Genomic DNA, 22,027 nt, shown 5'->3' on the forward strand with positions numbered 1-22,027 from the left:
ATTTGCGTGATGCTCACGCAGGCGAAGGAATGGTCCGTCTCCGACCTATCGATCGAGTATCCTCATTAGTGATGATTGGTCTACGTTTAAGGGTATCTTTGTGTGTTGTGTGGGCCGGGTGTGTCCTGGTTGCCTCCTGCAGCCGGCCGCGCCCGACTCTCACTGTTGGTTCAAAAGACGGCGTTCAACAGCTGATCCTGGGAGAGATCCTCGCCCAACATCTCTCCAAACGCCTGCCGGGCGTCCAGGTCGCACGCAAGTTCGGCCTGGGTAATGTGGCCCTGGTCCACTCCTCCCTCCTCACCGGCGAAATCAACATCTACCCCGAATACTCCGGCACCGCCCTGTTCAACGTCCTGAATATGCAGCCTGACCGCGGCGACGACGCCCTGCTGGACCAGTTGCGGGAAGGCTATCGCACGACCTACCACTGCGAATGGTTCGGACCGCTGGGCTTCCGCTACAACAGGGTCTTCCTGATCCCGCGCCGCATTGCCGAAAAACGCAAAATCGAGAACCTGACGCAGGCCAGCGCCAATCAGGAAGGGTGGGCGATCGGCTCCAGCCGGGAGTTTCGAGACCGTCCCGATGGGATGGTGCTGCTGGCCCGGAAGTACGACCTGCAGTTGAGCGCCCCCGTCCAGATCCTTACCGAGGAACAGCTGCATATCGCTATGTCCAAGGACCAGATCACCTTAGGCGTCACTCGAACAACCGACCCGCGGCTCGGCAACGGCGATCTCGTGGAGATACCCGACGACCAGCGGGTGTTCCCGCTCTACGAAACGGGCTATGTCGTAAAGCTGGAGACACTCGAGGCGCACCCCGGCCTCGCCGATGCGATCAAGGCATTGTATGGGAAGATCACATTGGACCAGATGCGTGGAATGGTCCGCCGGGTGGAACTCGAACATGCCGATGCCGGAGCGGTCGCGGCCGGTTTTCTGAAAGAAGCAGGCCTGAACTAGACACGAATGCCGGCCCAAGTCATTGCAATCACCAGCCGCCTGCCCGGAGCCGGCAAGACACACGTAGCCGCGGCGCTGGCCGCCTGGCTGAAGCGGGAAGGCCGCCACGTGGCCCCGCTCCATCTCTCCCGTCCGGAGGGCGATCCTTTCCAATGCCCGGAAGGCGGCACCGTCTCCCGCGCCACCGCGCTGCTGGCGGAGGCCTGCGGACTCCCCGCGGAACCGATCTACGAGTCCGGCTGGCCGGCCCTGCCCGCCCTCCTGGCTCGCCATGATGTCATCGTGGCGGAGCTGGCGGCCGGAGACTCGGCACCCGCCGGCTACACGGTGCTGGAGCTTCCGGTGAGCCTGCGGGACGGCTTCATCCAATTGGGTGAACTCCCGCCCTTGGCTCCGTTCGAACCCAACCTGACGCCCCAGTGCCCGGAAGACGTAGCCGCGCTTCCCCTGTGGAGCCTCATCTCGGCGCCGCGGTCCGGCATCATCTCGGTGCCCCATCTGGCCAACTTTGCCGACTTCCAGCTGATTCGCGGCGCCGAATGGCTGACCGTGCAGGCGCCCGGGCGCTTTCAGCTGCTGTTCGTCCCGGCTTCGCTGGAGCCGGCCAAGGACCTGGAGTGGATCCGCGAGGCGAGCCTCGATACCTGGATCGCCGCCCAGCACGCCTCCGGCACTCGCCTGATCTCCACCGGGTGGCCGTACCCTGGGGCGGAGCAGTTGGCAACCGGCGCATTGAAGGACAACTGGACCCTCTCCCGCATTCTTGGCCGGCGCGTCCCGCCGCCTCTCCCTACGGAGGAGTCGCTCGACCGGCTGGGCCATTGGCTGTCGGAAGCCCCCGGAGTGGCCAAGTTCGTGCACCAATCCGTCTGATGCCGGGAGTAGTAGAGTAAGAACAGAGCCTCGACCGGGACGGTCCGCCGCCCTGGCCCGCTCAGGACCCCGTCCGCGGGGTGGGAAGTGTTCTGGATCCGTATAGCTTCATGATCCGCAAAAGCCTGATCCGCAGAAGGATCCACCCGAGCAACCGGGACCCACTGCCATATAAGTGTTGGGGAGGAAGTGTTTGACCATCACGCACGGTGGAAATCTGTTTGCCATCAGCCGGGAGCGTGGCTGGGACTGGCGGGAAGTGCTGGACCTCAGCGCCAGCATCAACCCGCTGGGGCCCGCGCCGGGTGTCCGGCCTGCCATCGAAGCGGCTCTGGAACGAATCTGCCACTATCCGGGGCAACTGCCCAGTGAACTCGAAGCGGCCCTGGCCGCGGAATGGCGGGTCTCACCCCACCAGGTGATGGCCGGCGGCGGCGCCACGGAGCTTCTCCATTTCGTCGCCCGCGCCGGTTGGAACGGCCCCTCCGCCCTGGTCACCCCGGTCTGGAGCGAATTCTACCGCGCCTTCCCCCACGCCCTGCGCCTGCCCATGGACGACCCGGAACGCTGGCCTCAACGCGGCCTGCTCGTCCTCAGCCAGCCCGTCAACCCGACCGGCGCCGAGATCCCCGTGGAGATCCTCCGCCGCGCCATCGCCGGCCGTGAGGGACCGGTTCTGATTGACGAGAGCTTCATCGAGTTTACCCGCACGGAATCGGCCGTCTGGTGGACAGAGAACCATCCCAACCTGCTGGTTCTGCGCTCCCTTTCGAAGTTCTACGCCCTGCCCGGCCTGCGCGTCGGCGCCATCGTGGGTTCGTCGGAGTGGATGGAGCGCCTGAACCGGCGGCGCGAGCCCTGGCAGGTGAGCACCCTGGCCGAGGCCGCGGCGCTGGCCGCCATCGCCGACCGCGAGCATGCCGAGCGCACCCGCGAAGTCGTTGAAACCGAACGCCGCTGGCTGCTGGAGGAGCTCTCCGGTCTGCAGGGCCTGCACTTCGCCCCGGGGGTCGCCAACTTCCTGTTCGCCGAAACCGACCGGCCCGCCAGCGAAATCTGTGACTGGTTCCTCGACCGCAAGATCATCCTGCGCAACTGCACCCGCCTGCCGGGCGTCGCCGGGGAAGCCATCCGGTTTGCCGTCCGCACCCGTCCGGAGAATGAACGCTTTGTCCAGGCGGCCAAGGAGTTCTTTTGCGCGCCGCAGGAATAGCCAGGCAACTCGCGGTTCTCACCCTGATCACAGCCGCCGTCTGCCAGGCAGCCCAACCGCAGCGCATCATTTCCACAGCCCCCTCCATCACGGAAGTCCTTTATGCCCTGGGCCTTGGCAACCGTGTCGCGGGCGTCACGCAATACTGCCGCTACCCTGTGGAAGCCCAGCAGAAGCCCAAGATCGGTTCCTTCCTGCAGCCGGACTTTGAGCGGATCCTGGCCCTGAAACCGGATCTGGTCCTGGTGATCAAGAATCCCATCCAGGTGGCCGACCGTCTGAGGAAGCTCGGCGTCCATGCCGAGGAAGTGAATCAGGACTCGATTGAGGACGTGTTCCGGTCGATCGAATCGATCGGCAGGTTGACGGGCACCGAAGCCGCGGCCCGCAAGCTCTCGGCGGAGCTGCGGTCGCAGTTGAACCAAGTCCGGGCCAAAGCCCAGACACAGCCGCGCATCAAAGCGCTGTTCCTGGTGGGCCGGTCCCCTGGCACTCTGCAAGGCATGGTCGGCGTCGGCCCCAAGACCTTTATCGATGAACTGGTCACCCTGGCCGGCGGGGACAATTTGCTGAGCAACTCGCCCATCCAGTATCCCAAGGTCTCGGTGGAACAGGTGCTGGCCGGCGACCCGCAAGTCATTCTGGACATGGGCGACTTCGCCCACGTCGAAGGCAAGCCGCTGGAGCAGCAGCAGCAGTTTTTCCAGCTTTGGGCCAGATATCCCAACCTGCAGGCGGTCAAAACGAAGCGCGTCGTCCAGATCGATTCGGACGTGTTCATCCACCCCGGCCCGCGCATGGGCATCGCCGCCCGAGCCATCTACGACCACCTGCACGGAGCAGCCGCGCGATGAGTGTCCGCTATGTGCTCGACCGCGTGGGCATGCGGTACGGCGACATCGAAGTGCTGGCTGACGTCACACTGACCTTCGACCAGCCGGGCATGGTCGCCCTGACCGGCCCCAACGGCGCAGGCAAGTCCACTCTTTTGAACATCATGTCCGGTCTGCGCGGCGGCTTCCAGGGCAGTTGCCAGTTGAACGGCCGGAACATCGCCGCCTGGCCGCGGCGCGAATTCGCCCGCGAGGTCGCACTGGTCCCGCAGAGCCTCAAGCTGGATTTTCCGTTCACGGCGGAGCAGGTGGTGCTGATGGGACGGACGCCCTATGCCGGGGGCCTTTTTGAGAGTCCGGAGGACTGGAAAGCCGTGGAACGGGCCTTGGAGCTGACCGACACCACGCGCTTCCGCCACCGCGATTTCCGTGCGTTGAGCGGCGGCGAGCGGCAGCGTGTCGTCCTGGCCTCGGCGCTGGCGCAGGATCCGCGCGCCCTGCTGCTGGACGAACCCACCACCTTTCTCGACCTCCAGCACCAGCTCTCGATCTACGAACTGCTGCGCAATCTGGCGCGAGAGGGCCTGCTGGTGATCGCCGTCACGCACGACCTGAACCTGGCCGCGGCTTACTCGGACCGCGTCGTGGCCCTGAAGAACGGCCGTGTGGCCGCCGACGCCGACCCCTGTTCCGCCCTCGCTACCGACAAGATCAAGGACGTGTTTGGAGTCCAGGCCGAATGGCTGCAGCGCGCGGACGGAAAGCCGTGGATCGCGTATGGGGATTGAACCGGTCACTCCGGCGCGGGCAGTCCGGATCATCCTGCTGGCCCTGATCGTCACCGCCCTGGTCGCGGTGATCACCCCGCTGATCGGGCCGGCGAAGATCGACCTGGCCCGGGCCTTTCGCGGCGAATCGCCGGACGCCCAGATGTTTTTCGGCGTCCGCCTGCCGCGCACCATCCTGGCCCTGCTGGTCGGCGGAGCCCTGGCTACCGCCGGCGTCCTTTTCCAGGCCCTGCTGCGCGACGCGCTGGCAACTCCTTATACCTTGGGTGTTTCCAGTGGGGCTTCGCTGGGCGCGGTGATCGCGATCTGCCTGGGGATCAACCAACTGGGCGGCCTGCCCGCGGTGTGGGTCGCGGCCCTGCTGGGCGCGGCGGGAGTCCTGCTGCTGGTGGTCGCCGTAGCCGCCGAAGGCCGCCGTATGTCGTCGTTCACGCTTCTGCTGGCCGGGGTCACTATCAACAGCGTGGTGATGTCGCTCATCATGCTGCTGCACAACCTGGCCAGTGTCGGCCAGAGCTTTGCGATTGTGCACTGGCTGATGGGCAACATCGATCCCGTGGACGCGGGCACGCTGTGGTGGATGGCCGGCATCATCCTGCCTGTCTGCGGCGGGCTGTGCCTGATGGCGCGGCAATGGAATCTGATGTCGGTGGGCGAAGAGTGGGCGGCCACGCGCGGCGCGTCCCCGCAGAAGCTGCTGATGCTGGGCTACATCGCCGGATCGCTGCTGACGGCGGTGGTCACGGCGGTGACAGGGCCCATCGGCTTCATCGGCCTGGTGGTGCCTCACGCGGTCCGGCTGAAGCTGGGCGGTGATCACAGGCTGCTAATGCCTGTATCATTCCTGTTGGGTGCGGCGCTGCTGACGGTGTGCGACACGGTGGCGCGTACAATACTGGTGGTGGAGATTCCTGTGAGCGTGGTGACGGCGCTGATTGGCGGGCCGTTCTTTATCGCGCTGCTGCGAAGTCGAAGGAGGAGTTTATGGCTTTAGCAGTCGTGGGCGGGGGGCGCCGTTCCGGCAAGAGCCGCTACGCCTTGGCGCTGGCGAGCGCACACGGCCCGAAGTTGGGATTCATCGCCACGCTGCAGCCCGACGATGAAGAGTCGGCGCAGAAAGTCGAACGCGCGCGAAGCGAACGCGGCGCCGAATTCATCACCGTGGAGGAACCGCTGGAGATCGCCCGGCTGATTGAGGAGCGGGCCTCTGTGTTTGATGCGGTGGTGATTGATGACCTGACACTGTGGGTCTCGAATCTGGTGATGGCCGGCCGTACGGACGAACAGGTGGAGCAGGAAGCCACCCGGCTGATTGAGCTTTCGAAGAACTGTAAGGCTGAACTGATCATGGTAACCAGCGACGTCGATTTCGGCTTCCCGATGGACGGTGAACCGTCCCGGCACTTCCGGCGTCTTGCCGGACTGATCAATCGCCAGGCGGCGGAATCCGCCTCGCGGCTCTACTGGATGGTCTTCGGAGTACCAAAGCGAATCCGATGATACCTGCAGGCATCAGGCAATGTATGGACCGGATCCGGCCGCTGCTGGATCCGGCCGTGGCCACGGCGATCAGTGAACGCTGGTCGGCCCTGACCAAGAACTCAGGCGGGCTGGGGCAGTTGGAGGCGCTCGTCGTCCACTACGGGCTGATCCACGGCACCGGCACGCCGCAGATCCAGCGCAAAGGGCTCTACGTCTTCTCGGCCGATCATGGGATTGTGCAGGAAGGCATCAGCGCCGAGGCCCAGGATGGCACGGCGCTGCTCGCCCGGCAGTTTCTGCGCGGCGGATCGGCCGCCCAGGTCATCTGCCGGCAAGCGCGCATTGAGCCGGTGCTCGTCGACATGGGCAGCCTGAAGGGTGGTGAACCCGGGGCATTGAACTACCGCATCGCGAGCGGAACGGCCAACAGTTGCCGGGGCTCCGCCATGACCGAGGCGCAGGTGAACGCCGCGCTGGAAACCGGCCTGCAACTGGCCGAGGATGCCGCCGGACGCTTCGACGTGGTGGGCCTGGGCCAGATTGGCGTGGGTGGTTCCGCGGCGGCCTCGGCGATGCTGAGCGCGATGGGCGGCCGCGATGCGTCGGAAACCACGGGACGCGGGGAGGTCCTGGACGATGCGACCCTGAACCGCAAGGTGCAGGCCGTGCGCACCGCCGTCACGCGCAACCAGACCGAGCTCCTCTCCCCGCAGGGCACCTTGCGCAGCCTGGGCGGGTTTGAAATCGCCGCCATGACCGGCTTCATCATCGGCGCGGCGGCGCGGCGCCTGCCCGTGGTGATCGACGGTTTTGTGGCCGGCGCGGCGGCCATGACCGCGCGCGGGCTGGCGCCCGACTGCCTGGACGCCGTCATGTTCTCCCATCTTTCGCCGGATCGCGCGCATGCCATCCTGCTGCGCTTTCTCTCTGTTGAACCCGTCCTCGACTTCCGCCTGCGCGAGAGCGCCGGCCTGGGCGCCGCGCTGGCGATTCAACTGCTCGAAACGTCCGTGCGGCTGTACCAGGAAATCTCCCTTCCAGAAGAGGAGTGAACGGCTGCCAAAACACGCAGCCGGACGCGTAATCAACAGGTTCGAGAGGGTACAATAGGAACTTGTGTGAAGGATCTACCTCGCTTTGATCAACCGCCTTGTATTCGAGAATCTGAAGCATCGTAAGCTCCGCACTGCCCTCAGTTGCCTTTCCATTGGATTTCAGGTCTCCATGATCCTGGCCGTGGTGGGCCTGAGTCACGGCATGTTGCAGGACTCCATCAACCGGGCCAAGGGTGTCGGCGCCGACATCATGATCAAACCCCCGGGCGCTTCGGCCATCAGCCTCAGCGGCGCCAGCATGCCGGAGAAGTTCCTGAAATACTTCGCCGCCCGGCCGCACGTCACGAAAGTGGCGGGCATCAACGTCCAGGCCTACGCCGGCCTCAGCACCATCACGGGCATCAACCTGGATGAGTTCGCGGCGCTCAGCGGCGGGATGAAGTACCTCGAAGGCGGTCCGTTCAAAGAGAAGAACGACATGATCGTCGACGACTGGTATGCCGAGCAGTCCAAGAAGAAGGTGGGCGACACGGTAAACGCGCTCAACATCAATTGGCGCATCTGTGGCATCGTCCCGGCCGGCAAGCTGGCCCGCCAGCTCGTTTCGCTGAAGCAGCTCCAGACGGTGACCAACAGCGACGAGAAGATCAGCCAGGCCTTCCTGAAGGTCGACTACAAGGACAACGTGGCCCCCGTCATTGCGGCCCTCAAGGCGGTGCCGGAGCTGGAAGGGTATGGCATCTACTCCATCGAGGAGTTCGTCAGCCTGTTTTCAGTGAACAACGTGCCCGCGCTGAAAGGCTTCATCTACGTGATCACTGGTCTCTCGGTGATCGTCGGGTTCCTGGTGGTGGGCCTCACCATGTACACCACGGTGCTGGAGCGAACCCGGGAAATCGGCATTCTGAAGGCACTGGGCGCTTCGCCGGGCGATGTGATGGGCATCCTGGTGCGCGAGACGCTGGTGCTGGCGGTGGTTGGGTGGATCTGCGGAATCCTGCTTTCGATGGCCGCCAACTGGTCGATCAATCACTTCATCCGCGCCAACATGCAATCGGAACTCGCGCCGGACTGGTGGCCCACCGCCCTGGGCATCTCGCTCACCGCCGGACTTTTGGGCGCCGTCTATCCCGGTATGCGCGCCGCCACGCAAGACGCCATTGAGGCTCTCTCGCACGAATAAGTAGACCCCATGGCAGACCCGATTATCCGCGTCAAAGACCTGAAGAAGATTTACCGCGTCGGTGAGATCGAAGTCCCCGCGCTGCGCGGCGTCTCGCTCGACATCCAGCCAGGGGAGTTCGTCAGCGTCGTCGGGCCCTCCGGCTCAGGCAAATCCACCCTGTTCCATATCCTGGGCGGGCTGGCTTCCCCCACCTCCGGACTGGTGAAGATCGACGGCGAAGACCTCTCGGCCATCACGGACCGCGAGCGCACGCGCCTGCGCCGTACCAAGGTCGGTTTCGTGTTCCAGCGCTACAACCTGCTGCCTACGCTGACGGCCATGGGCAACATCGAGATGGCGCGCTACTTTGGCGGCAACACAGGCCCACTCGAGCAGAGTTTCATCGACCTGCTCAAGACGCTGGGCATCCACAGCCGCCTGCATCACAAGCCGCGCGCGCTCTCCGGCGGCGAACAGCAGCGCGTGGCCATCGCTCGCGCCCTGGTGAATCACCCCACCATCCTGCTGGCGGACGAGCCCACCGGCAACCTGGACACCGAGAACTCAGTCAAGGTCCTGGACGTCCTGCGCGATCTCAACAGCCGCCTGGGCCAGACGATCCTGATGATCACGCACAACCCGGAAGCCGCCGCCTACGGTCACCGCACCGTGCTGATGCGCGACGGACGCATCGTCGGCGAGAACTAGGAACAGGGATCGCGCCATGACGCGGCTGCGGTGGAAAGCGGGCGCCCTGTTGGGGGTGGTCATTTTCCTGGTGCATGCCGCCAGCCCCGTCGCGGCCTCGGGCGACTCGCGCTGGAACGTGTTCGAGGCGCTGAGCCTGATCCACCACGGCGACCTGAATCTCGACGAATACCAGCCGCGCATCGAGGCCAGCCAGCATTACGCGATCACGAAGCCGGATGGCCACTACCGGCCCATGTTTCCCGCCGGCACCGCCCTGCTCGCGACCCCGGCCGTGGCCGCCCTCGAAGCCACACTCCACGTCCTGCAGCCAGTGTTAGAGCCGCTCGCCCGCCGCACGGCCTCTCCCGTGAGCGCCGCGCTGCTGCGAGGCGATCTGGAGAACTCCTCGGTCGCCGTGGAGATCCTGATCGCCAGCCTGTGGATTGCCCTGGCCGGCGTGATGCTCCACTCGGCCGCCCTGGAGCTTTCGAGCGTGGGCACGGCGGCGGCCCTGGCTCTTGTCTTTGCCTTCGCGTCCCCCGCCTGGTCGACCGGTTCCCGGGCCCTGGGCATGCAGGCCGCCGACATGCTGCTGCTCTCCGGCGCGATCCTGGCCGCCGTCCGCGCGGAACGGAAGCCGGTGCTATGGGCCGTCGCAGGAGCCCTGTTGAGCTTCGCCTTCTTCACGCGGCCCACCAACGCCATTCCCGCCGCGGTCTTCGCGGTGTGGGCGATCACACGGGGCCGCCGGCCGTTCCTGCTGCTGGTCTCCGCGGCCGCGCCCATCGCGCTCCTGTTTGCGCTGCGGAACTACAGCATCTACGGAGCCCTGCTCGAGCCCTACTACCGCCCCACGGGCGCGCCCCAGGGCACCCTGGGCTGGCACGCGTCCCTTTCCACCGCCCTGGTGGGCCATCTGATCAGCCCGGCTCGCGGGCTCTTTATCTACGCCCCCATTCTGCTGGCCGCAATCCCAGGCTTCTTTCTCTGGTGGCGCCAGCCGGAGCGGCGGCCTCTTGCCGCGGCCATGGCCGCGATCGCCCTGCTCCACTACCTGCTCATTTCGTCCTTCTCCATCTGGTGGGGCGGTTACTGCAACGGACCTCGCCTCTTTTCCGATGTGCTGCCGGTCTTCGTGGTGCTGCTGATCCCCGTTTTCGACAGGTGGCGTGGGCACAACCCTGCGTTCAAGGGGTTGCTGATGGTGGGCGTCCTGTGCGGGCTGTGGTGCAACGGCTGGCCGACCTGGAACCAGGGCCCCGCCAATTGGAATACGGTGCCTAACAAGATCGACGGGCACACGGAGCGGTTGTGGGACTGGTCGGATCCGCCGTTCCTGCGCGGCATCAGGGGCCGTACCTGAGTCCTGCCTGGGCGGTACCCTCCAAGCTACAGTACGGTCCTACTGAAAAATGGCCCACCGGTTGGATCGACGCCAGCGCCCCCAGACGGCAAACTTACTTCAGAGAAAGTTTTTCTCCTCCTCCAAAACTCAACCGGTTACCCACCTCCTCCGGGTAGCCGGTTTTCTTTTTGTGGACTCAGGCGCCTGTGGGCGCTTCGCGCTCCATGAAGTAATAGGCGATCATGTGGCACGCCACCATGTGGCCATCCTCGATGCGGCCCATGTGCTGCTCGGCGACATTGATCTCGAGCTTCGACAAAGGCCCCAGCCGGCCGCCATCGCGGCCCGTGAGTCCGATGGTGGTGAGACCCGCCTGATTGGCATACTCCGCCGCGCGCAGGACGTTCGGCGAATTGCCGCTGCCGCTGATGCAGATCAGCACATCGCCGGGACGGGCAAAGTTCGTCAACTGCTCCACGAACACGCATTCATAGCTGACGTCGTTGGAGTAGGCCGTGATCGTATGCAGGTTGTCGTTCAGGCTGAGAATCCGGAACCGCTTCGGACGGCCATAGCTGCCACCCTTCACCATGTCGCAGACGAAATGCGAAGCCGTGGCCGCGCTGCCGCCATTGCCGCAGACAAACACCTGGCGATCCTCGTCCCGCGCCGTCTTCAGGATCGAGATCGCGGCTTCCACTTTGTCCAGAGGGAGGGTGTCCAGCGCGCTGAGCAACTGGGTTTTGTAGGTGGAGCTGAAATCCGTCATGTCGTGATCCCTTCCATCCGGCGCGCCAGTTCCAGCGCGCCCCACAATACGCTGTCATCCCCCAGCGCGGCCGGAACCACAATGCGCCGCGCCTTGGACCAGGCCGTCATCTGGCGATTCAGTTCGGCCCGCAGAGGCAGGAAGAGCGTGTCGCCGGCCTTGCTGATGCCGCCGCCGATCACGATCGCCGCCGGGTTCAGCAACATCAGGGCCGCCTTCAGGCCGCGGGCCAGGTCGACGACGTACTTTTTGACGAACTCGGGGTCGGCCAGCAGTTCCTTCGCGGTCCGGCCATAGTCGCGTTCCATCCACAGGCCGCAGCACATGCGCTCAAAGCAGCCATTGGAGCCGCACAGGCAATCCGGCCCGTCCGGCCGCACGTTCATGTGTCCGATCTCTCCGGCATAGGAGTCCGCGCCACGGTAGACCTCGTCACCCGTGAGGATCCCGCCGCCGATGCCCGTGGAAAGCGTCATGTAGAACAGCGGCCGCAGGCCCTTCCCTGCTCCGTGAATCCCTTCGCCGAGGGCGCCGACGTTGGCGTCGTTGTCCATCCAGACCGGCGCGCCAAACCGCTGCCTGAGCCAGGCGGGCAGATCGAAATCCTGCCAGCCGCCGACATGCGTGGAGAGCACCACCTGCTGTGTCTCGAAATTCACCGGACCGCCGAAGCCCACGCCGATGGCCTGGAACGACCCGCCGCCGCGCCATTCGTCCCCGATGGAACCGATCCGCGCCAGCATCCAGTCCTTGCCACCCTCGCGGTCAGTGGCCAGCGAGATCCGCTGCACCATGCGATCGCCTTCAAACAGCGCCATCGTGAACTTCGTGCCGCCGATGTCGATTGCCAGAATACTCATTCGCTCCACTCCCGTTCCGCCCGCAGGATCTCCTCGGGCGAGGCGCAACGCGCGCCAGGCTTCATCATGCACACAGCCGCGGCCAGCAGCGCAAAGCGCACCGCATCGGCCGGGTCGGCTCCCGCGGCCAACGCAGCGGCAGCCGCCGCCGAAAAAGTCTCACGGGCGCCATGCGGATCGACAGGATACTCAGGCATCCGTTCGGGCACCGTCTGGCGCTCCGGCCCGTCCTGGATCTCGACTCCGCCCTGCCCGTCCGGCCGGACGATCAGCGCCGCGCGGCCGCCGCCGCGAAGCTGTTCCAGTTCGAGCGGCGTCTCATGCCAAAGCAACGGGCACGTTGCCGCCAAGCCGGCCAGGACACTCCGCGGCATCGGCGCCACCAGCCCGCCCAGCACAGCCGGCCGGTGCTCCACTACCAGGACGCACTCCGCGTGGGCGGCCAACCGGTGCAGGTCCTCGGCAAACGCGGTGGCCACGTGCCCAGGCGGCTGGAATTGGACCACCTCGATGCGGCCCGCGTCCTCGGCTCCGGTGCGCGCGTGGATCAGCCGCGTGAGGGAAGGCGTCGGCGCGGGTCCGGAAAGAAGGGAATCCGGCGCGACGCCGGCCTGTTCGAGAGCGCGGCGCAAATCCAGGCCCGCGCCGTCGTCGCCCACAACCGCGAGTAAAGCCACCTTGGCGCCCAAGGCGGCCAGTGCAGCAGCCGAGAGCCCGCAGCCGCCCGGAGCCGTCTCCGTGGCGACGAGAACGGTGGATTCCAGGCCTGTCTCCGGTGAGGCCGAGCTGAGGAAGGGATCGTACCTGGACCAGCGATCGAGCCACAGATCCCCGGCGACTAAGACGTTCAACGTCTGGATCCGGCTCAGGATGGCGCGTGCGTTCACAAACTCACCACATGCGGCAGGGGCGCGGGACGCCCTGGCGCCCGGCTAGAGCCAGTATTCCCAATGCCCGGTGCGCAGCACATACGCGCACAGGCATCCGTTCGTGACGGCATGCGCCAGAATCAGGTCGCTGAGCCGTTTCGTCCGGACCATCCAGAAGTTGTAGGCGAGACCGGCCAGCAGCCCGACATCCCAATAAGGTCCGTGCTCCAGTGCGAATAACAGGGCCACCAACAGGAAGCTGGAGAGCAGGTATTTACCCAGTGGCACTTCCTCGAACTTCGGATCAATGAGCCACCGCATCAGCCAGCCACGCCAGAACAGCTCTTCCACGATGGGCACGATGAGCGTGGCCCGCAAAACGCGCATGGCCAGCGATAGGTTGTCGGTGAGCGCATCGGAGGGCAGGCTTGTTTTGAGCTCACCCATGATCGAGTTCTGGAAAATCCAATGCGAACGCCAGCCCGGAACCAGCACGTCCGGCGCGATCCAGAGCAGAAACACAGCCACCCCGACCAGCGTGCTCATCACCCATTGGGCGGGGCGGAACTCCAACACCTGCCGGCTCCAGACGAAGATGGCCAGCGCACAAACCACCAGCCAGATAGCCAGGTTGACGCGGATGGGCAAGTTCAGGCGCGGCAACAGAACAAGCAGGCCCATGAAGACCCCGAAGGGTCCCACATAGGCCAGAAACTGAGGCGAGAGGGGGTTCTGCCCGGCCATCAACCGACCTTGGCCAACAGCTCTCGAATCTTGTTCTCCTCGTCCTTGGCGGGCTTGAGGGAGAGCGCTGTTTGCAGGCTCTGCTTCGCCGCGGCCTTGTTCCCCTTCTGGAAAAGGGCCACACCCATATGGTGGTGATAAGTGGGGTTCTTCGGCTGCCTGCTGGTCAGATCCTTGAGGATTGTGATGGCGTTGTCGTTGAGCTGCTTCTTGATGTAGATCCAGGCCATCGTGTCAGCGACATCCTCATTGTTCGGTAGCTTCGCCTTGGCGCGCTGGGCGTAGGTGAGCGCCTGGTCGAGATCCTTGCCATCCTCGGCGTACATGAAAGCCAGATTGTTCAGCGCGACGGCGTTGTCGGGATCGACCTTCACCACCGCCTCATACAGCGGCAGCGACTCCCGTTTCATGCCGGCGATGTCCAGGGTGAGCGCCAGTTGGAGATTGGCCGCCGGGTTGGTCGGCGCCAGTTGCTGCCCCTTCTTCAGGACTTCGATCGAAGCCTGGATCTGGCCCTTCTTGCGGAGCGTCTCGCCCAGGCGCATGTACAGGTCGGTGTTCTTCGGATCCTTGTCGACCAGCTGACGATATTCGGCCTCGGCCACATCGCCCTGGCCGATGCGCAGTGCGGTGTTCGCCACGGCCAGCCTTAACTCGGCGTTGTTGGGCGACTTCGTGAGCTCGTCCTGCAGGAACTTCAGGGCTTCGGTTTGCCGGTTGGTGCGGATCATCACCTCGGCGATCGCGAAGGTCAGGCGGGGATCGGACTGGAACCGCGAGCGCAGCGACCGGAAGGTGGCTTCCGCTTCCTTGAGATGACCGTCAATGAAGTCGATGACCGCCACCTGGAACTGCAGGTCGGGCGAATCGGGCTTCTCTTTCAGATAGGCGGCCGAGTCGGTGCGCGCCTGCGCCAGGTTTCCGCTATTCGTCAGGGCATTGATACGAATCACGCGGGCCGCGGCATTGGCCGGATCCGCCTTCAACGCCTCATCCGCCTCACCAATCGCCTTACCGAAATCACGCTTTGCCAGATACACCTGGCCCAGGCCCAGGTGCGACGCGGCAAAGGTCGGAGCGAGTTTGATGGCTTCCAGATACTGCACGCGCGCCGCGTCGAGATCGCCACGGCTGTGATAGGCGCGGGCCAGGTTGTAGCGGACCACCGCGTTGCTCGGCGTCCGGCTCAACAGCGTCTGCAAATCGTTGATGGCCGCCTGCTGCTTTTCCTTGCCGCCGTACTGCAATTGCAGGGACGCGCGCAGAGTCAGGGCATCGTTGCTCTTCGGATCTTCCGCCAGCGCCTCTTCCACAATGGCCAGGGCGTCCTGGGGTTTCCCCTGCGCCACCTTGACCTGTGCGGCGCGCAGCCGGAAGCTGGTCTTCTCCGCCGGGAACCTCTTCAGCGAATCGGTGTAGACCTGAGTGGCGCGATCCAGCTCACGCAGCCGTACAAAGAAGTCGCCGACCTTCCGGAACACGGCCGGGTCGTTCGGATTGTCCGCCATCACCTTCTGGATGATCTGCTCGGACTGATCCTTCTTCTGCATGCCGCGGTAGAAGCCGGCCAACTGGAGCTTGAACTCGACGACGGTCGGATTGTTGGCGACCTTCTTCAGGACGGTCGCTTCCGCCTCAGCGGGCTGCTGGCGGCGCAGGTACTGCAGGGCGAGGAAATCATACACCGGCACATAATGCGGCGTATCCTGGACGATCTTCTGGGCCAGCTTCTCGGCTTCGAGCCACTGATTGTCCTGGGTCAGGAGTTGGGCCAGCGCGAAGATCAGTTCCGGCTGCTTGGGACGGACCGCGTCCGCCTTGCGGAAATACTCAATCGCCTCGGCCGACTTGCTTTCACTGACGGCCATGAAGCCCCGCAAGCGCAGACCGTGGTAGGAATTGGCATCCTTCTTCAGCAGGGTCTCAGCCAAGTCGCGAACTTCGTTCAGCAGCGGGCTGTTGCGATCCTTCTGCATCGAGTAGGCGGCCAGGTAAATGTCAGCCAGCTTACCCGCGGACTCTTCGGAATTGGGCAGCAGTTCCACCGCCCGGCGATAGGCGCCCACGGCCGCGCGGACATCGCCGCGGCGCAATTCGGCATCGCCCAGTTGAGCATACGCCTCGCCGAACTTCTGATCGCGCCGGATGGCATTCCGGTACATCAGCGCGGCTTCTTTGTACTTGCCCTGCGCCATGTATTTGTTGCCATTTTCCAGATAACGCCGCTTTACCTTTTCCGGGTCGCGCATGCAGCCGCCGAGGCTGAGCAGCGCCACCAGCAGAGTTAGGAATTGCAGGACGAGTCGACTATGTTTCATGGCTATTTTTACCGAGTATGAACGCGGACCCCCCGAGAGCCCTCAACTAGTTGAGCATACACGAAAAGTGATCGCAATACAGCGCGGGTCAGGGGGCATAAATTGGGTGAATCGAGCTAGTACCAGCAACGGCGGAGGCGCTGCACGCGGGCGGCCCTGCCAGGTGGCCAGTTCGCTGGCGAGTCACGCTACACCGCCGCCTGAGCTGGGCCTGGCGGCAGGCCCGATTCCGGAACGCTAGCGCAGGGCGGCCACCAGCGCGTTGGTCTGCCGCAGCAGCTCCATCTGCGCCAGCTCCAGCAGGTAGGAACTGTCGTACAGCGCCAGCCACCGCTCCTGTTCCTGAAACCGGGCTTCGTCGATCTGCTTCATCGACGCCTTCCCCTCTTCCATCTGGGCCAGCAGTACCGAGACCTGCTGCCGGGCCAGCTCCAGGTCGAGCTTGGCGACCTCGCGGCCCAGTTCGGCATCCCGGATCTTCATCCAGGCGCGCCGTGTATTGGCCTCGACCCGCCCTCGCAAATCGTTGATCTGGAACCGGATGCGCCGCGACTCAATCTCCGCCTGGGCGGCCCTGGCTTCGTCCGCCGTACTCGCGAAAACAGGGATCTGCAGCGAGACGCCCAACTGGCCGTTGTTGCGCTGAAACTTGTTGAAGTAGTCCTCGTAGTGATTGAACTTGGCGAAGAGTCCATACTGCGCCACAAGGTCCACTTTGGGCATGCGATTGGCCCGGAAGCTGCGCACTTCCAGATTCTTGGCCGCCAGATCCGCTTCCATCCGCCGGATCTCCCGGTTGTCGCTCAGCGCCTCGGCCACCGAGGTGGGTTCGTCCGGCGGCAGTTCCACCGCTGCCCGCTCCTCCGGAGCCGGAGTAATGGCGTCCCCAGGATGCAGGGCCAGCACCAACGCCAGGCTTTGCGAGGCCGCATCCCGCGCCGTCTGCAGGCCTTGCAGCCGCTGGCGCGCCTTCAGCATGTTCAGCGCCGCCCGCCTCGACTCGATGGGCAGTTCCTTCCCCTCTTCCACCCGCAACCGGATCGCCGCCTCCACTCGCCGCAGGTGCTCAATCTGGCGCTCCGCAATGTCGGTCTCTTTGTGGGCTTTCTCCAGATCCAGGAACAGCGAAGCCGTCCGTAGGGCGATCTCTTCCCTCATCGCCGCCACACCCAGCGCGGCACTGCGGGCGCTTTCCCTGGCCGACGCTACCTGATACCCCTGTACGGCATTGTAGATATTCCGGACAGCCTTGGCCTGCATCACTGACGGAGAAGCCCCCTCAATGCTCATGGGCATGCCGCTGGAGTAAGCCAGGCCGCTGCCGACAAAAACCCTGGGCAGCATCGGCTCTTTCACCGCCTGGATCTCGTACGCAGCCTTCTGCTCGTCCAGGCGCGCCAGCACCAGGTCCGGACTTTGCTTCAGGGCCAGTTCCACTGCCTGCTTCAAGGTGAACGTGCGAGGCTCCGCCATTGCCCCACAAGCCAGAATCAGGAGGAGAAAGACAGTGCGCATATAGGTTCCCTTCGTAGCGTACCGCGCCACGGAATAGGCGTTGGACGCATCCGGACGCCGGAAGAGGTACAGCCGCCGCGTGCCCGGTCAGCCGATCAGGTCGCGGACGGTTTTCAGGAATACGTCCAACGACACCGGCTTCTGCAAGCACTCGTGGGCGCCGGCCCGCCGCGCCTCCCGCCGCACGTGGTCGTCCCAATTGCCGGCGATCGCCACCAGCCGCACATGCGGCAGCTCATGCGACAACAGATGGATCTGGTCGAGCGCCTCGCTCTCGGGGGCGATCGCGTCCACTACCAGCAGATCCACCGGCTTCTGCCGGCAGCGCGCCACGGCATCGGCTCCGTCGGCGGCAATGGCTACGGTGTACCCTTTCATCTCAAGAGCATCCCGCAGCAGTGCCGTGACCGCCGCGTCGCCGTCCAGCAGCAGCACGGACCGGGGCCGGATGGGTGTCGCCAGCACCTCCCGGATCCGCTCGCTCAAACTCCGTGAATTGAAGGGCTTAGCCAGAAACTCCAGGCCCGGGTCCAGCACCCCGTGTTGGACGATCGCGTTCTGCGTGTAGCCCGACATGAACAAAACGCGCATCTTCCGGCAGATTGGGGCCAGGGCCTCGGAGAGTTGCCGCCCGCCCAGGTTCGGCATCACCACATCGGTCACCAGCAGATCCACCAGGTCGCCCAGAATACGGCCGGTGCGCAGCGCCTGCTCGCCGTTCGCGGCCTCGTGGACCGTATACCCCAGCTCCCTCAGCACCCGCGCGGCAAACTCACGTACCCCGGGATCGTCCTCCACCAGCAGGATCGTCTCACTGCCGCCGACTGACGTCACGGCCGGTTTGTCATCGGCTGTGCGGGCCAGGGCGGTCGCGGCCGGCAGATACACCTTGAAAGTACTGCCCACGTCCGGCTCACTATAGACCGCGATGTGGCCGCCGCTCTGTTTGACGATGCCGAATGCCGTGGACAATCCGAGGCCAGTCCCCTTCCCGGCCGGCTTCGTGGTGAAAAACGGCTCGAAGATGCGCGCCTGGGTCTTCGCGTCCATCCCGTAGCCGGTATCGCTGACGGCCAGCATGGCGTGACGGCCGGGTTTGACACCCAGGTGGCTCTCCACATAGGCCTCGTCCAGGATCACTTCCTGCGACTCGATGGTGACCAGGCCACCGGCCGCCATCGCGTCGCTGGCGTTAATCACGAGGTTCATCAGGACCTGTTCCAACTGGTGCGGATCGGCCTCCACCTGGCACACCGCCGGATCCAGTTTCATCTCAAGCTGGATGTCCTCGCGCAGCAACCGCGCCAGCAGCGGCCGCATGCCCTGGACCACCGTATTGATGTTCAGGACCCGCAGCTGCAGCACCTGCTTCCGGCCGAACGCCAGCAACTGATGCGTCAGCGCCGCCGCCCGGTCTCCGGCCGAGGCAATCTGGGCCAGATGCGGACGGATGGGATGGTCGTCCGCCAACCCCATCAGGCTGAGATTCGCATAGCCGCCGATGACGGTCAGCAGGTTGTTGAAATCATGGGCGATCCCGCCGGCCAGTTGTCCAATCGCCTCCATCTTCTGCGACTGCCGCAGTTGCTCTTCCAGGCGCTGCTTCGACGTCACATCGATCGACATCACCAGCCGTGCCGGGTGGCCCTCAAACTGGATGGAATGCGACCGGATGTCGACATGCATCAGCGACCCATCCTTGCGCTGATGGCGCCAATACCGCTCCGGTTGGTCCGCCCAGTTCAGCTTCTCGTAGCCCTTTTCCAGCTTGGAGATACGATCAATCAGGATAGGCACATCTTCCGGCGGCCGGATGTCCCTGATCGTCATGGCCAGAAACTCAGCGCGGCTGAACCCGTAATCGTGGATCGCAGCCTGATTCACCGCCAGGAACTCCAGCGTGACCTCGTCGTAAACCCATAGCGGAACAGGACTTCGCTCAAACATCAGGCGGTAGTGCTCGGCCGTGCGCTTGCGGTCTGTGATGTCCACATACGTGGCCAGAACGCCGATCGTCTGTCCACCCGGCCCCAGCACCGGCCCGGAACTCGCATCGATGACCTTCACCCGTCCATCGGCGGTGCGTATTGCAATCTCCTCGTTCATGACGGTTGCTCCGGTGAGCAAAGTCCGCATGACCGGCCAGTCATTCGGGGTGTATGGGGTCCCGTCGGGAAGGCTGCCGGACCGCAGCGCCAATTCGGATTCCAGGTCGTCTGGGATCGGGCGGCCCATGATCCGCTCCGCCGCCGGATTGCACAGCGCGAACCGGCGCGACGGCAGGTCGATTACCATTACCCCCACCGGCAACTGGTCCACAATCGACCGCAGCCGGGCGTGCTCCGTCACCAACTGCTGCGCGACGCCGGCCTGTTCGCTGATGTCGGTCAGACACCCGGTGAGCACCGCACCCCCGCTCTCCCGGCCTTCGTGCAGCCGGCCGCGGTCGCGCACCCAGCGCACTCCATTCGGCGTAACTACTTTATAATCCTGCTGATATGGTTCTCCGGTGCGCGCCGCATTCTCCAGCGCACGCAGCGCGCGATCGCGGTCATCGGGAGACAGATGGCCGAAATGCACGCCCAAGGGACATTCCCGCAGCTCGGCGGGTAGCTCCAGCAGGCGGCAAGCCCGTTCATCCCGCGCCGCCATGCCGCTGAATGGATCGATCCTCCAGGTTCCAATGCCGGAGGCCCACAGCGCGTCCCCATAGCGCTCCTCGATCTCCCGCAGTTTTGACGCCCGGGCCAGGCGCTCCGTTATGTCCCGGGCAATCTTCGCCGCGCCCACCACCTGGCCGTCATCCCCGAGAATCGGGGAAATCGAGAGGGAGACAGGCACCAGTTGGCCGTTCTTCTTTCTACGGACGGTCTCGAAGTGCTGGATCCGCTCGCCGCGCTTGATCTTCTCCAGGATCGATTGCATCTCACCCTGGCGGTCCGGCGGCAGGATCAGGCTGATCGGACTCCCGATCATCTCGGCCGCCGTATAGCCGAAGATCTGCTCCGCGGCCAGATTCCAACTTGTGACAGTTCCATCCAGTGTTTTGCTGATGATGGCGTCGTCAGAGGATTCAATGATGGAGGCGAGGTAGGCGCTGGAGATAGACATAGCTCAGTCCCGGCCTAACCCGGCGACCGATGCACCGGATTGACCGCTACCACTTAAGGCAGCCACCCGGTTTACTGTCGGAGGCTGAACAACATTGTAGAGCACGGCGCACCGGCCCTCCCTGCATTCTGTACTAATTGGTTGAGATTTCCTAATGCAGCTGAACTACTCATACCGCAGCGCTTCGGTAGGGTTCAATCTGGAGGCCCTGTTGGCGGGCAGAATGCCAAAGATGATGCCGACAATGAACGAAACGCCAAAGGCCACCACGATGGAGAGCGTGGAGATGGGGATATAGACTTCGTCCTGCAGGAGGTTCGCCGCCACCGGCACGGCCACACCGGCCAGAATCCCCAGGACCCCGCCGCCGACACTGATGAGGATTGCTTCCAGGAGGAACTGCAGCAGCACGGCCCGGCGCGAGGCGCCCAGCGACATGCGGACACCGATTTCCCTGGTCCGTTCCGTCACCGTCACCAGCATGATGTTCATGATTCCGATGCCCGAGATCAGCAGCGCGATGGCGCTCACCAGCACCAGCACGAAGGTCAGCACGGTCGCCACGGTACTGGCGGTCTCCAGGATCGCGGTCAGGTTCTGCACCGTATAGCGCGCGCCCTGCCGGTGCCGCGAAGCCAATAGTTCTGACAGGACCTGCGTCGCCGCCGGCACATCCTCGGCCACCCGGACCTGCAGATACATCGGGTCCACGCGCTCCACCGGCTCGAAAAAACGCTGGACCGTGAACGGGATCAGCGCGGCGCCGTTGTCGCCCAGTTCCGACTGGCCAAAGGTGGACGTGCGTTCCTTGAACACACCGATGATGGTGAATTGCAGCCCATGGATCTTGATGACCTGGCCCACCGAATTGCTGGTGGATCCGAACAGGGTGATGGCCAGTTTGTTGTCCAGCATGGCCACCTTCTGCCGCAAGGCGATGTCGGAGGGATCGAAAAACCGGCCATTCCGGGTGACCAGCTGTAGATTCCTGACCTGCGAGTAAAACTCGTCGGTGCCGATGACCCGTACGTCCCGCTCGTGACCGTCGATCACCAGGCGGTCGGTTGCATTCGTGACGGCGGAAGCGGCCACGATCCGCGAGCCCAGCTCCCGGCGGGCGGCCTCGACATCGGCCAGTTTCACAAAGTCGGCGTCCGCCTTGGCCGTGTCCTGCGTACCCGCGTCATAGTAGGCGGAAATGAGGTTGGAACCGATCCCGCGGATCTTGTCCAGAATCAGGTCGCGGCTGGTGATCGAAATGGTCACCACCAGGATCACGCTGGCGTTCCCGATCAGCAGGCCCAGGGCGGTGAGCAGCGTCCGCACCCGGTTTGCCTGCAAAGCCTGATAGCTGAAGCGGAAAGCCTCGTAAAGGAACTGCAGGGACGGCATCAGATTCCAGTGTGCCACGAGACGCGCCGGCCGGTCC

19 protein-coding genes are annotated in these 22,027 nt (G+C 64.4%); 11 read left to right on the forward strand and 8 right to left on the reverse strand.

Annotation, left to right across the window (positions count from 1 at the left end):
* Nucleotides 1-107 precede the first annotated feature (107 nt).
* From IRI77_RS10090 to IRI77_RS10140, 11 genes are all read left to right on the forward strand, one after another.
* Entirely contained in the window at nt 108-968 is an 861-nt protein-coding gene (locus IRI77_RS10090) for an ABC transporter substrate-binding protein (RefSeq protein WP_228486823.1), read from the forward strand.
* A 6-nt stretch (nt 969-974) separates the two neighbouring features.
* Nucleotides 975-1,841, forward strand: coding sequence for a cobyric acid synthase (locus IRI77_RS10095; protein ID WP_194451947.1), 867 nt, complete (start codon nt 975-977; stop codon nt 1,839-1,841).
* A gap of 193 nt (nt 1,842-2,034) precedes the next feature.
* Nucleotides 2,035-3,054 carry a pyridoxal phosphate-dependent aminotransferase gene (locus IRI77_RS10100; protein ID WP_194451948.1) on the forward strand — a complete coding sequence of 340 codons (1,020 nt, stop codon included), beginning with the start codon at nt 2,035-2,037 and terminating at the stop codon, nt 3,052-3,054.
* A complete protein-coding gene (locus IRI77_RS10105; RefSeq protein WP_194451949.1) occupies nt 3,036-3,908 on the forward strand; it encodes an ABC transporter substrate-binding protein in 873 nt (290 codons plus the stop codon). The genes IRI77_RS10100 and IRI77_RS10105 overlap by 19 nt, the downstream gene beginning before the upstream one ends.
* Nucleotides 3,905-4,675 (forward strand): ABC transporter ATP-binding protein, encoded by a 771-nt coding sequence (locus IRI77_RS10110; protein ID WP_194451950.1) that lies wholly within the window; start codon nt 3,905-3,907, stop codon nt 4,673-4,675. Before IRI77_RS10105 ends, IRI77_RS10110 begins: the two co-directional genes overlap by 4 nt.
* Entirely contained in the window at nt 4,665-5,669 is a 1,005-nt protein-coding gene (locus tag IRI77_RS10115) for a FecCD family ABC transporter permease (protein ID WP_194451951.1), read from the forward strand. Before IRI77_RS10110 ends, IRI77_RS10115 begins: the two co-directional genes overlap by 11 nt.
* Nucleotides 5,660-6,175 (forward strand): bifunctional adenosylcobinamide kinase/adenosylcobinamide-phosphate guanylyltransferase, encoded by a 516-nt coding sequence (locus IRI77_RS10120; RefSeq protein ID WP_194451952.1) that lies wholly within the window; start codon nt 5,660-5,662, stop codon nt 6,173-6,175. Before IRI77_RS10115 ends, IRI77_RS10120 begins: the two co-directional genes overlap by 10 nt.
* Before the next feature lie 23 nt (nt 6,176-6,198).
* The gene (locus tag IRI77_RS10125) at nt 6,199-7,209 is read left to right on the forward strand and encodes a nicotinate-nucleotide--dimethylbenzimidazole phosphoribosyltransferase (RefSeq protein ID WP_194451953.1); all 1,011 of its coding nucleotides are present in this window, start codon (nt 6,199-6,201) and stop codon (nt 7,207-7,209) included.
* Nucleotides 7,210-7,294: 85 nt separating this feature from the next.
* Nucleotides 7,295-8,395 (forward strand): ABC transporter permease, encoded by a 1,101-nt coding sequence (locus IRI77_RS10130; RefSeq protein WP_194451954.1) that lies wholly within the window; start codon nt 7,295-7,297, stop codon nt 8,393-8,395.
* A 9-nt stretch (nt 8,396-8,404) separates the two neighbouring features.
* Nucleotides 8,405-9,085, forward strand: a complete 681-nt coding sequence (locus IRI77_RS10135) for an ABC transporter ATP-binding protein (protein ID WP_194451955.1) — start codon at nt 8,405-8,407, stop codon at nt 9,083-9,085.
* A 16-nt stretch (nt 9,086-9,101) separates the two neighbouring features.
* Nucleotides 9,102-10,430, forward strand: coding sequence for a hypothetical protein (locus IRI77_RS10140; RefSeq protein ID WP_194451956.1), 1,329 nt, complete (start codon nt 9,102-9,104; stop codon nt 10,428-10,430).
* Between the two features lie 178 nt (nt 10,431-10,608).
* Here IRI77_RS10140 and IRI77_RS10145 read toward each other — a convergent pair whose 3' ends face one another.
* From IRI77_RS10145 to IRI77_RS10180, 8 genes are all read right to left on the reverse strand, one after another.
* On the reverse strand, nt 10,609-11,181 hold the full coding sequence (locus IRI77_RS10145; RefSeq protein ID WP_194451957.1) for an SIS domain-containing protein: 573 nt from the start codon (nt 11,179-11,181) through the stop codon (nt 10,609-10,611).
* Nucleotides 11,178-12,041, reverse strand: a complete 864-nt coding sequence (locus IRI77_RS10150; RefSeq protein ID WP_194451958.1) for an ROK family protein — start codon at nt 12,039-12,041, stop codon at nt 11,178-11,180. Before IRI77_RS10150 ends, IRI77_RS10145 begins: the two co-directional genes overlap by 4 nt.
* Nucleotides 12,038-12,928 (reverse strand): PfkB family carbohydrate kinase, encoded by an 891-nt coding sequence (locus tag IRI77_RS10155; protein ID WP_194451959.1) that lies wholly within the window; start codon nt 12,926-12,928, stop codon nt 12,038-12,040. Before IRI77_RS10155 ends, IRI77_RS10150 begins: the two co-directional genes overlap by 4 nt.
* Nucleotides 12,929-12,973: 45 nt before the next feature.
* Entirely contained in the window at nt 12,974-13,654 is a 681-nt protein-coding gene (locus IRI77_RS10160; protein WP_194451960.1) for a CAAX prenyl protease-related protein, read from the reverse strand.
* Entirely contained in the window at nt 13,654-15,972 is a 2,319-nt protein-coding gene (locus tag IRI77_RS10165) for a tetratricopeptide repeat protein (RefSeq protein ID WP_194451961.1), read from the reverse strand. The genes IRI77_RS10160 and IRI77_RS10165 overlap by 1 nt, the downstream gene beginning before the upstream one ends.
* Before the next feature lie 237 nt (nt 15,973-16,209).
* On the reverse strand, nt 16,210-17,487 hold the full coding sequence (locus IRI77_RS10170) for a TolC family protein (RefSeq protein WP_194451962.1): 1,278 nt from the start codon (nt 17,485-17,487) through the stop codon (nt 16,210-16,212).
* Between the two features lie 87 nt (nt 17,488-17,574).
* The gene (locus IRI77_RS10175) at nt 17,575-20,598 is read right to left on the reverse strand and encodes a hybrid sensor histidine kinase/response regulator (RefSeq protein WP_194451963.1); all 3,024 of its coding nucleotides are present in this window, start codon (nt 20,596-20,598) and stop codon (nt 17,575-17,577) included.
* A 165-nt stretch (nt 20,599-20,763) separates the two neighbouring features.
* A complete protein-coding gene (locus tag IRI77_RS10180) occupies nt 20,764-21,990 on the reverse strand; it encodes an ABC transporter permease (protein WP_228486670.1) in 1,227 nt (408 codons plus the stop codon).
* Between the last annotated feature and the right edge of the window lie 37 nt (nt 21,991-22,027).

It is taken from the genome of Paludibaculum fermentans (assembly GCF_015277775.1).
Taxonomy (GTDB): domain Bacteria; phylum Acidobacteriota; class Terriglobia; order Bryobacterales; family Bryobacteraceae; genus Paludibaculum; species Paludibaculum fermentans.

Coding starts and splice junctions, on each gene's coding strand:
- IRI77_RS10095 (WP_194451947.1), top strand. CDS start 975: ATGCCGGCCCAAGTCATTGCAATCACCAGCCGCCTGCCCGGAGCCGGC.
- IRI77_RS10110 (WP_194451950.1), top strand. CDS start 3,905: ATGAGTGTCCGCTATGTGCTCGACCGCGTGGGCATGCGGTACGGCGAC.
- IRI77_RS10115 (WP_194451951.1), top strand. CDS start 4,665: ATGGGGATTGAACCGGTCACTCCGGCGCGGGCAGTCCGGATCATCCTG.
- IRI77_RS10120 (WP_194451952.1), top strand. CDS start 5,660: ATGGCTTTAGCAGTCGTGGGCGGGGGGCGCCGTTCCGGCAAGAGCCGC.
- IRI77_RS10125 (WP_194451953.1), top strand. CDS start 6,199: ATGGACCGGATCCGGCCGCTGCTGGATCCGGCCGTGGCCACGGCGATC.
- IRI77_RS10135 (WP_194451955.1), top strand. CDS start 8,405: ATGGCAGACCCGATTATCCGCGTCAAAGACCTGAAGAAGATTTACCGC.
- IRI77_RS10140 (WP_194451956.1), top strand. CDS start 9,102: ATGACGCGGCTGCGGTGGAAAGCGGGCGCCCTGTTGGGGGTGGTCATT.
- IRI77_RS10145 (WP_194451957.1), bottom strand. CDS start 11,181: ATGACGGATTTCAGCTCCACCTACAAAACCCAGTTGCTCAGCGCGCTG.
- IRI77_RS10150 (WP_194451958.1), bottom strand. CDS start 12,041: ATGAGTATTCTGGCAATCGACATCGGCGGCACGAAGTTCACGATGGCG.
- IRI77_RS10160 (WP_194451960.1), bottom strand. CDS start 13,654: ATGGCCGGGCAGAACCCCCTCTCGCCTCAGTTTCTGGCCTATGTGGGA.
- IRI77_RS10165 (WP_194451961.1), bottom strand. CDS start 15,972: ATGAAACATAGTCGACTCGTCCTGCAATTCCTAACTCTGCTGGTGGCG.
- IRI77_RS10170 (WP_194451962.1), bottom strand. CDS start 17,487: ATGCGCACTGTCTTTCTCCTCCTGATTCTGGCTTGTGGGGCAATGGCG.
- IRI77_RS10175 (WP_194451963.1), bottom strand. CDS start 20,598: ATGTCTATCTCCAGCGCCTACCTCGCCTCCATCATTGAATCCTCTGAC.
- IRI77_RS10180 (WP_228486670.1), bottom strand. CDS start 21,990: ATGCCGTCCCTGCAGTTCCTTTACGAGGCTTTCCGCTTCAGCTATCAG.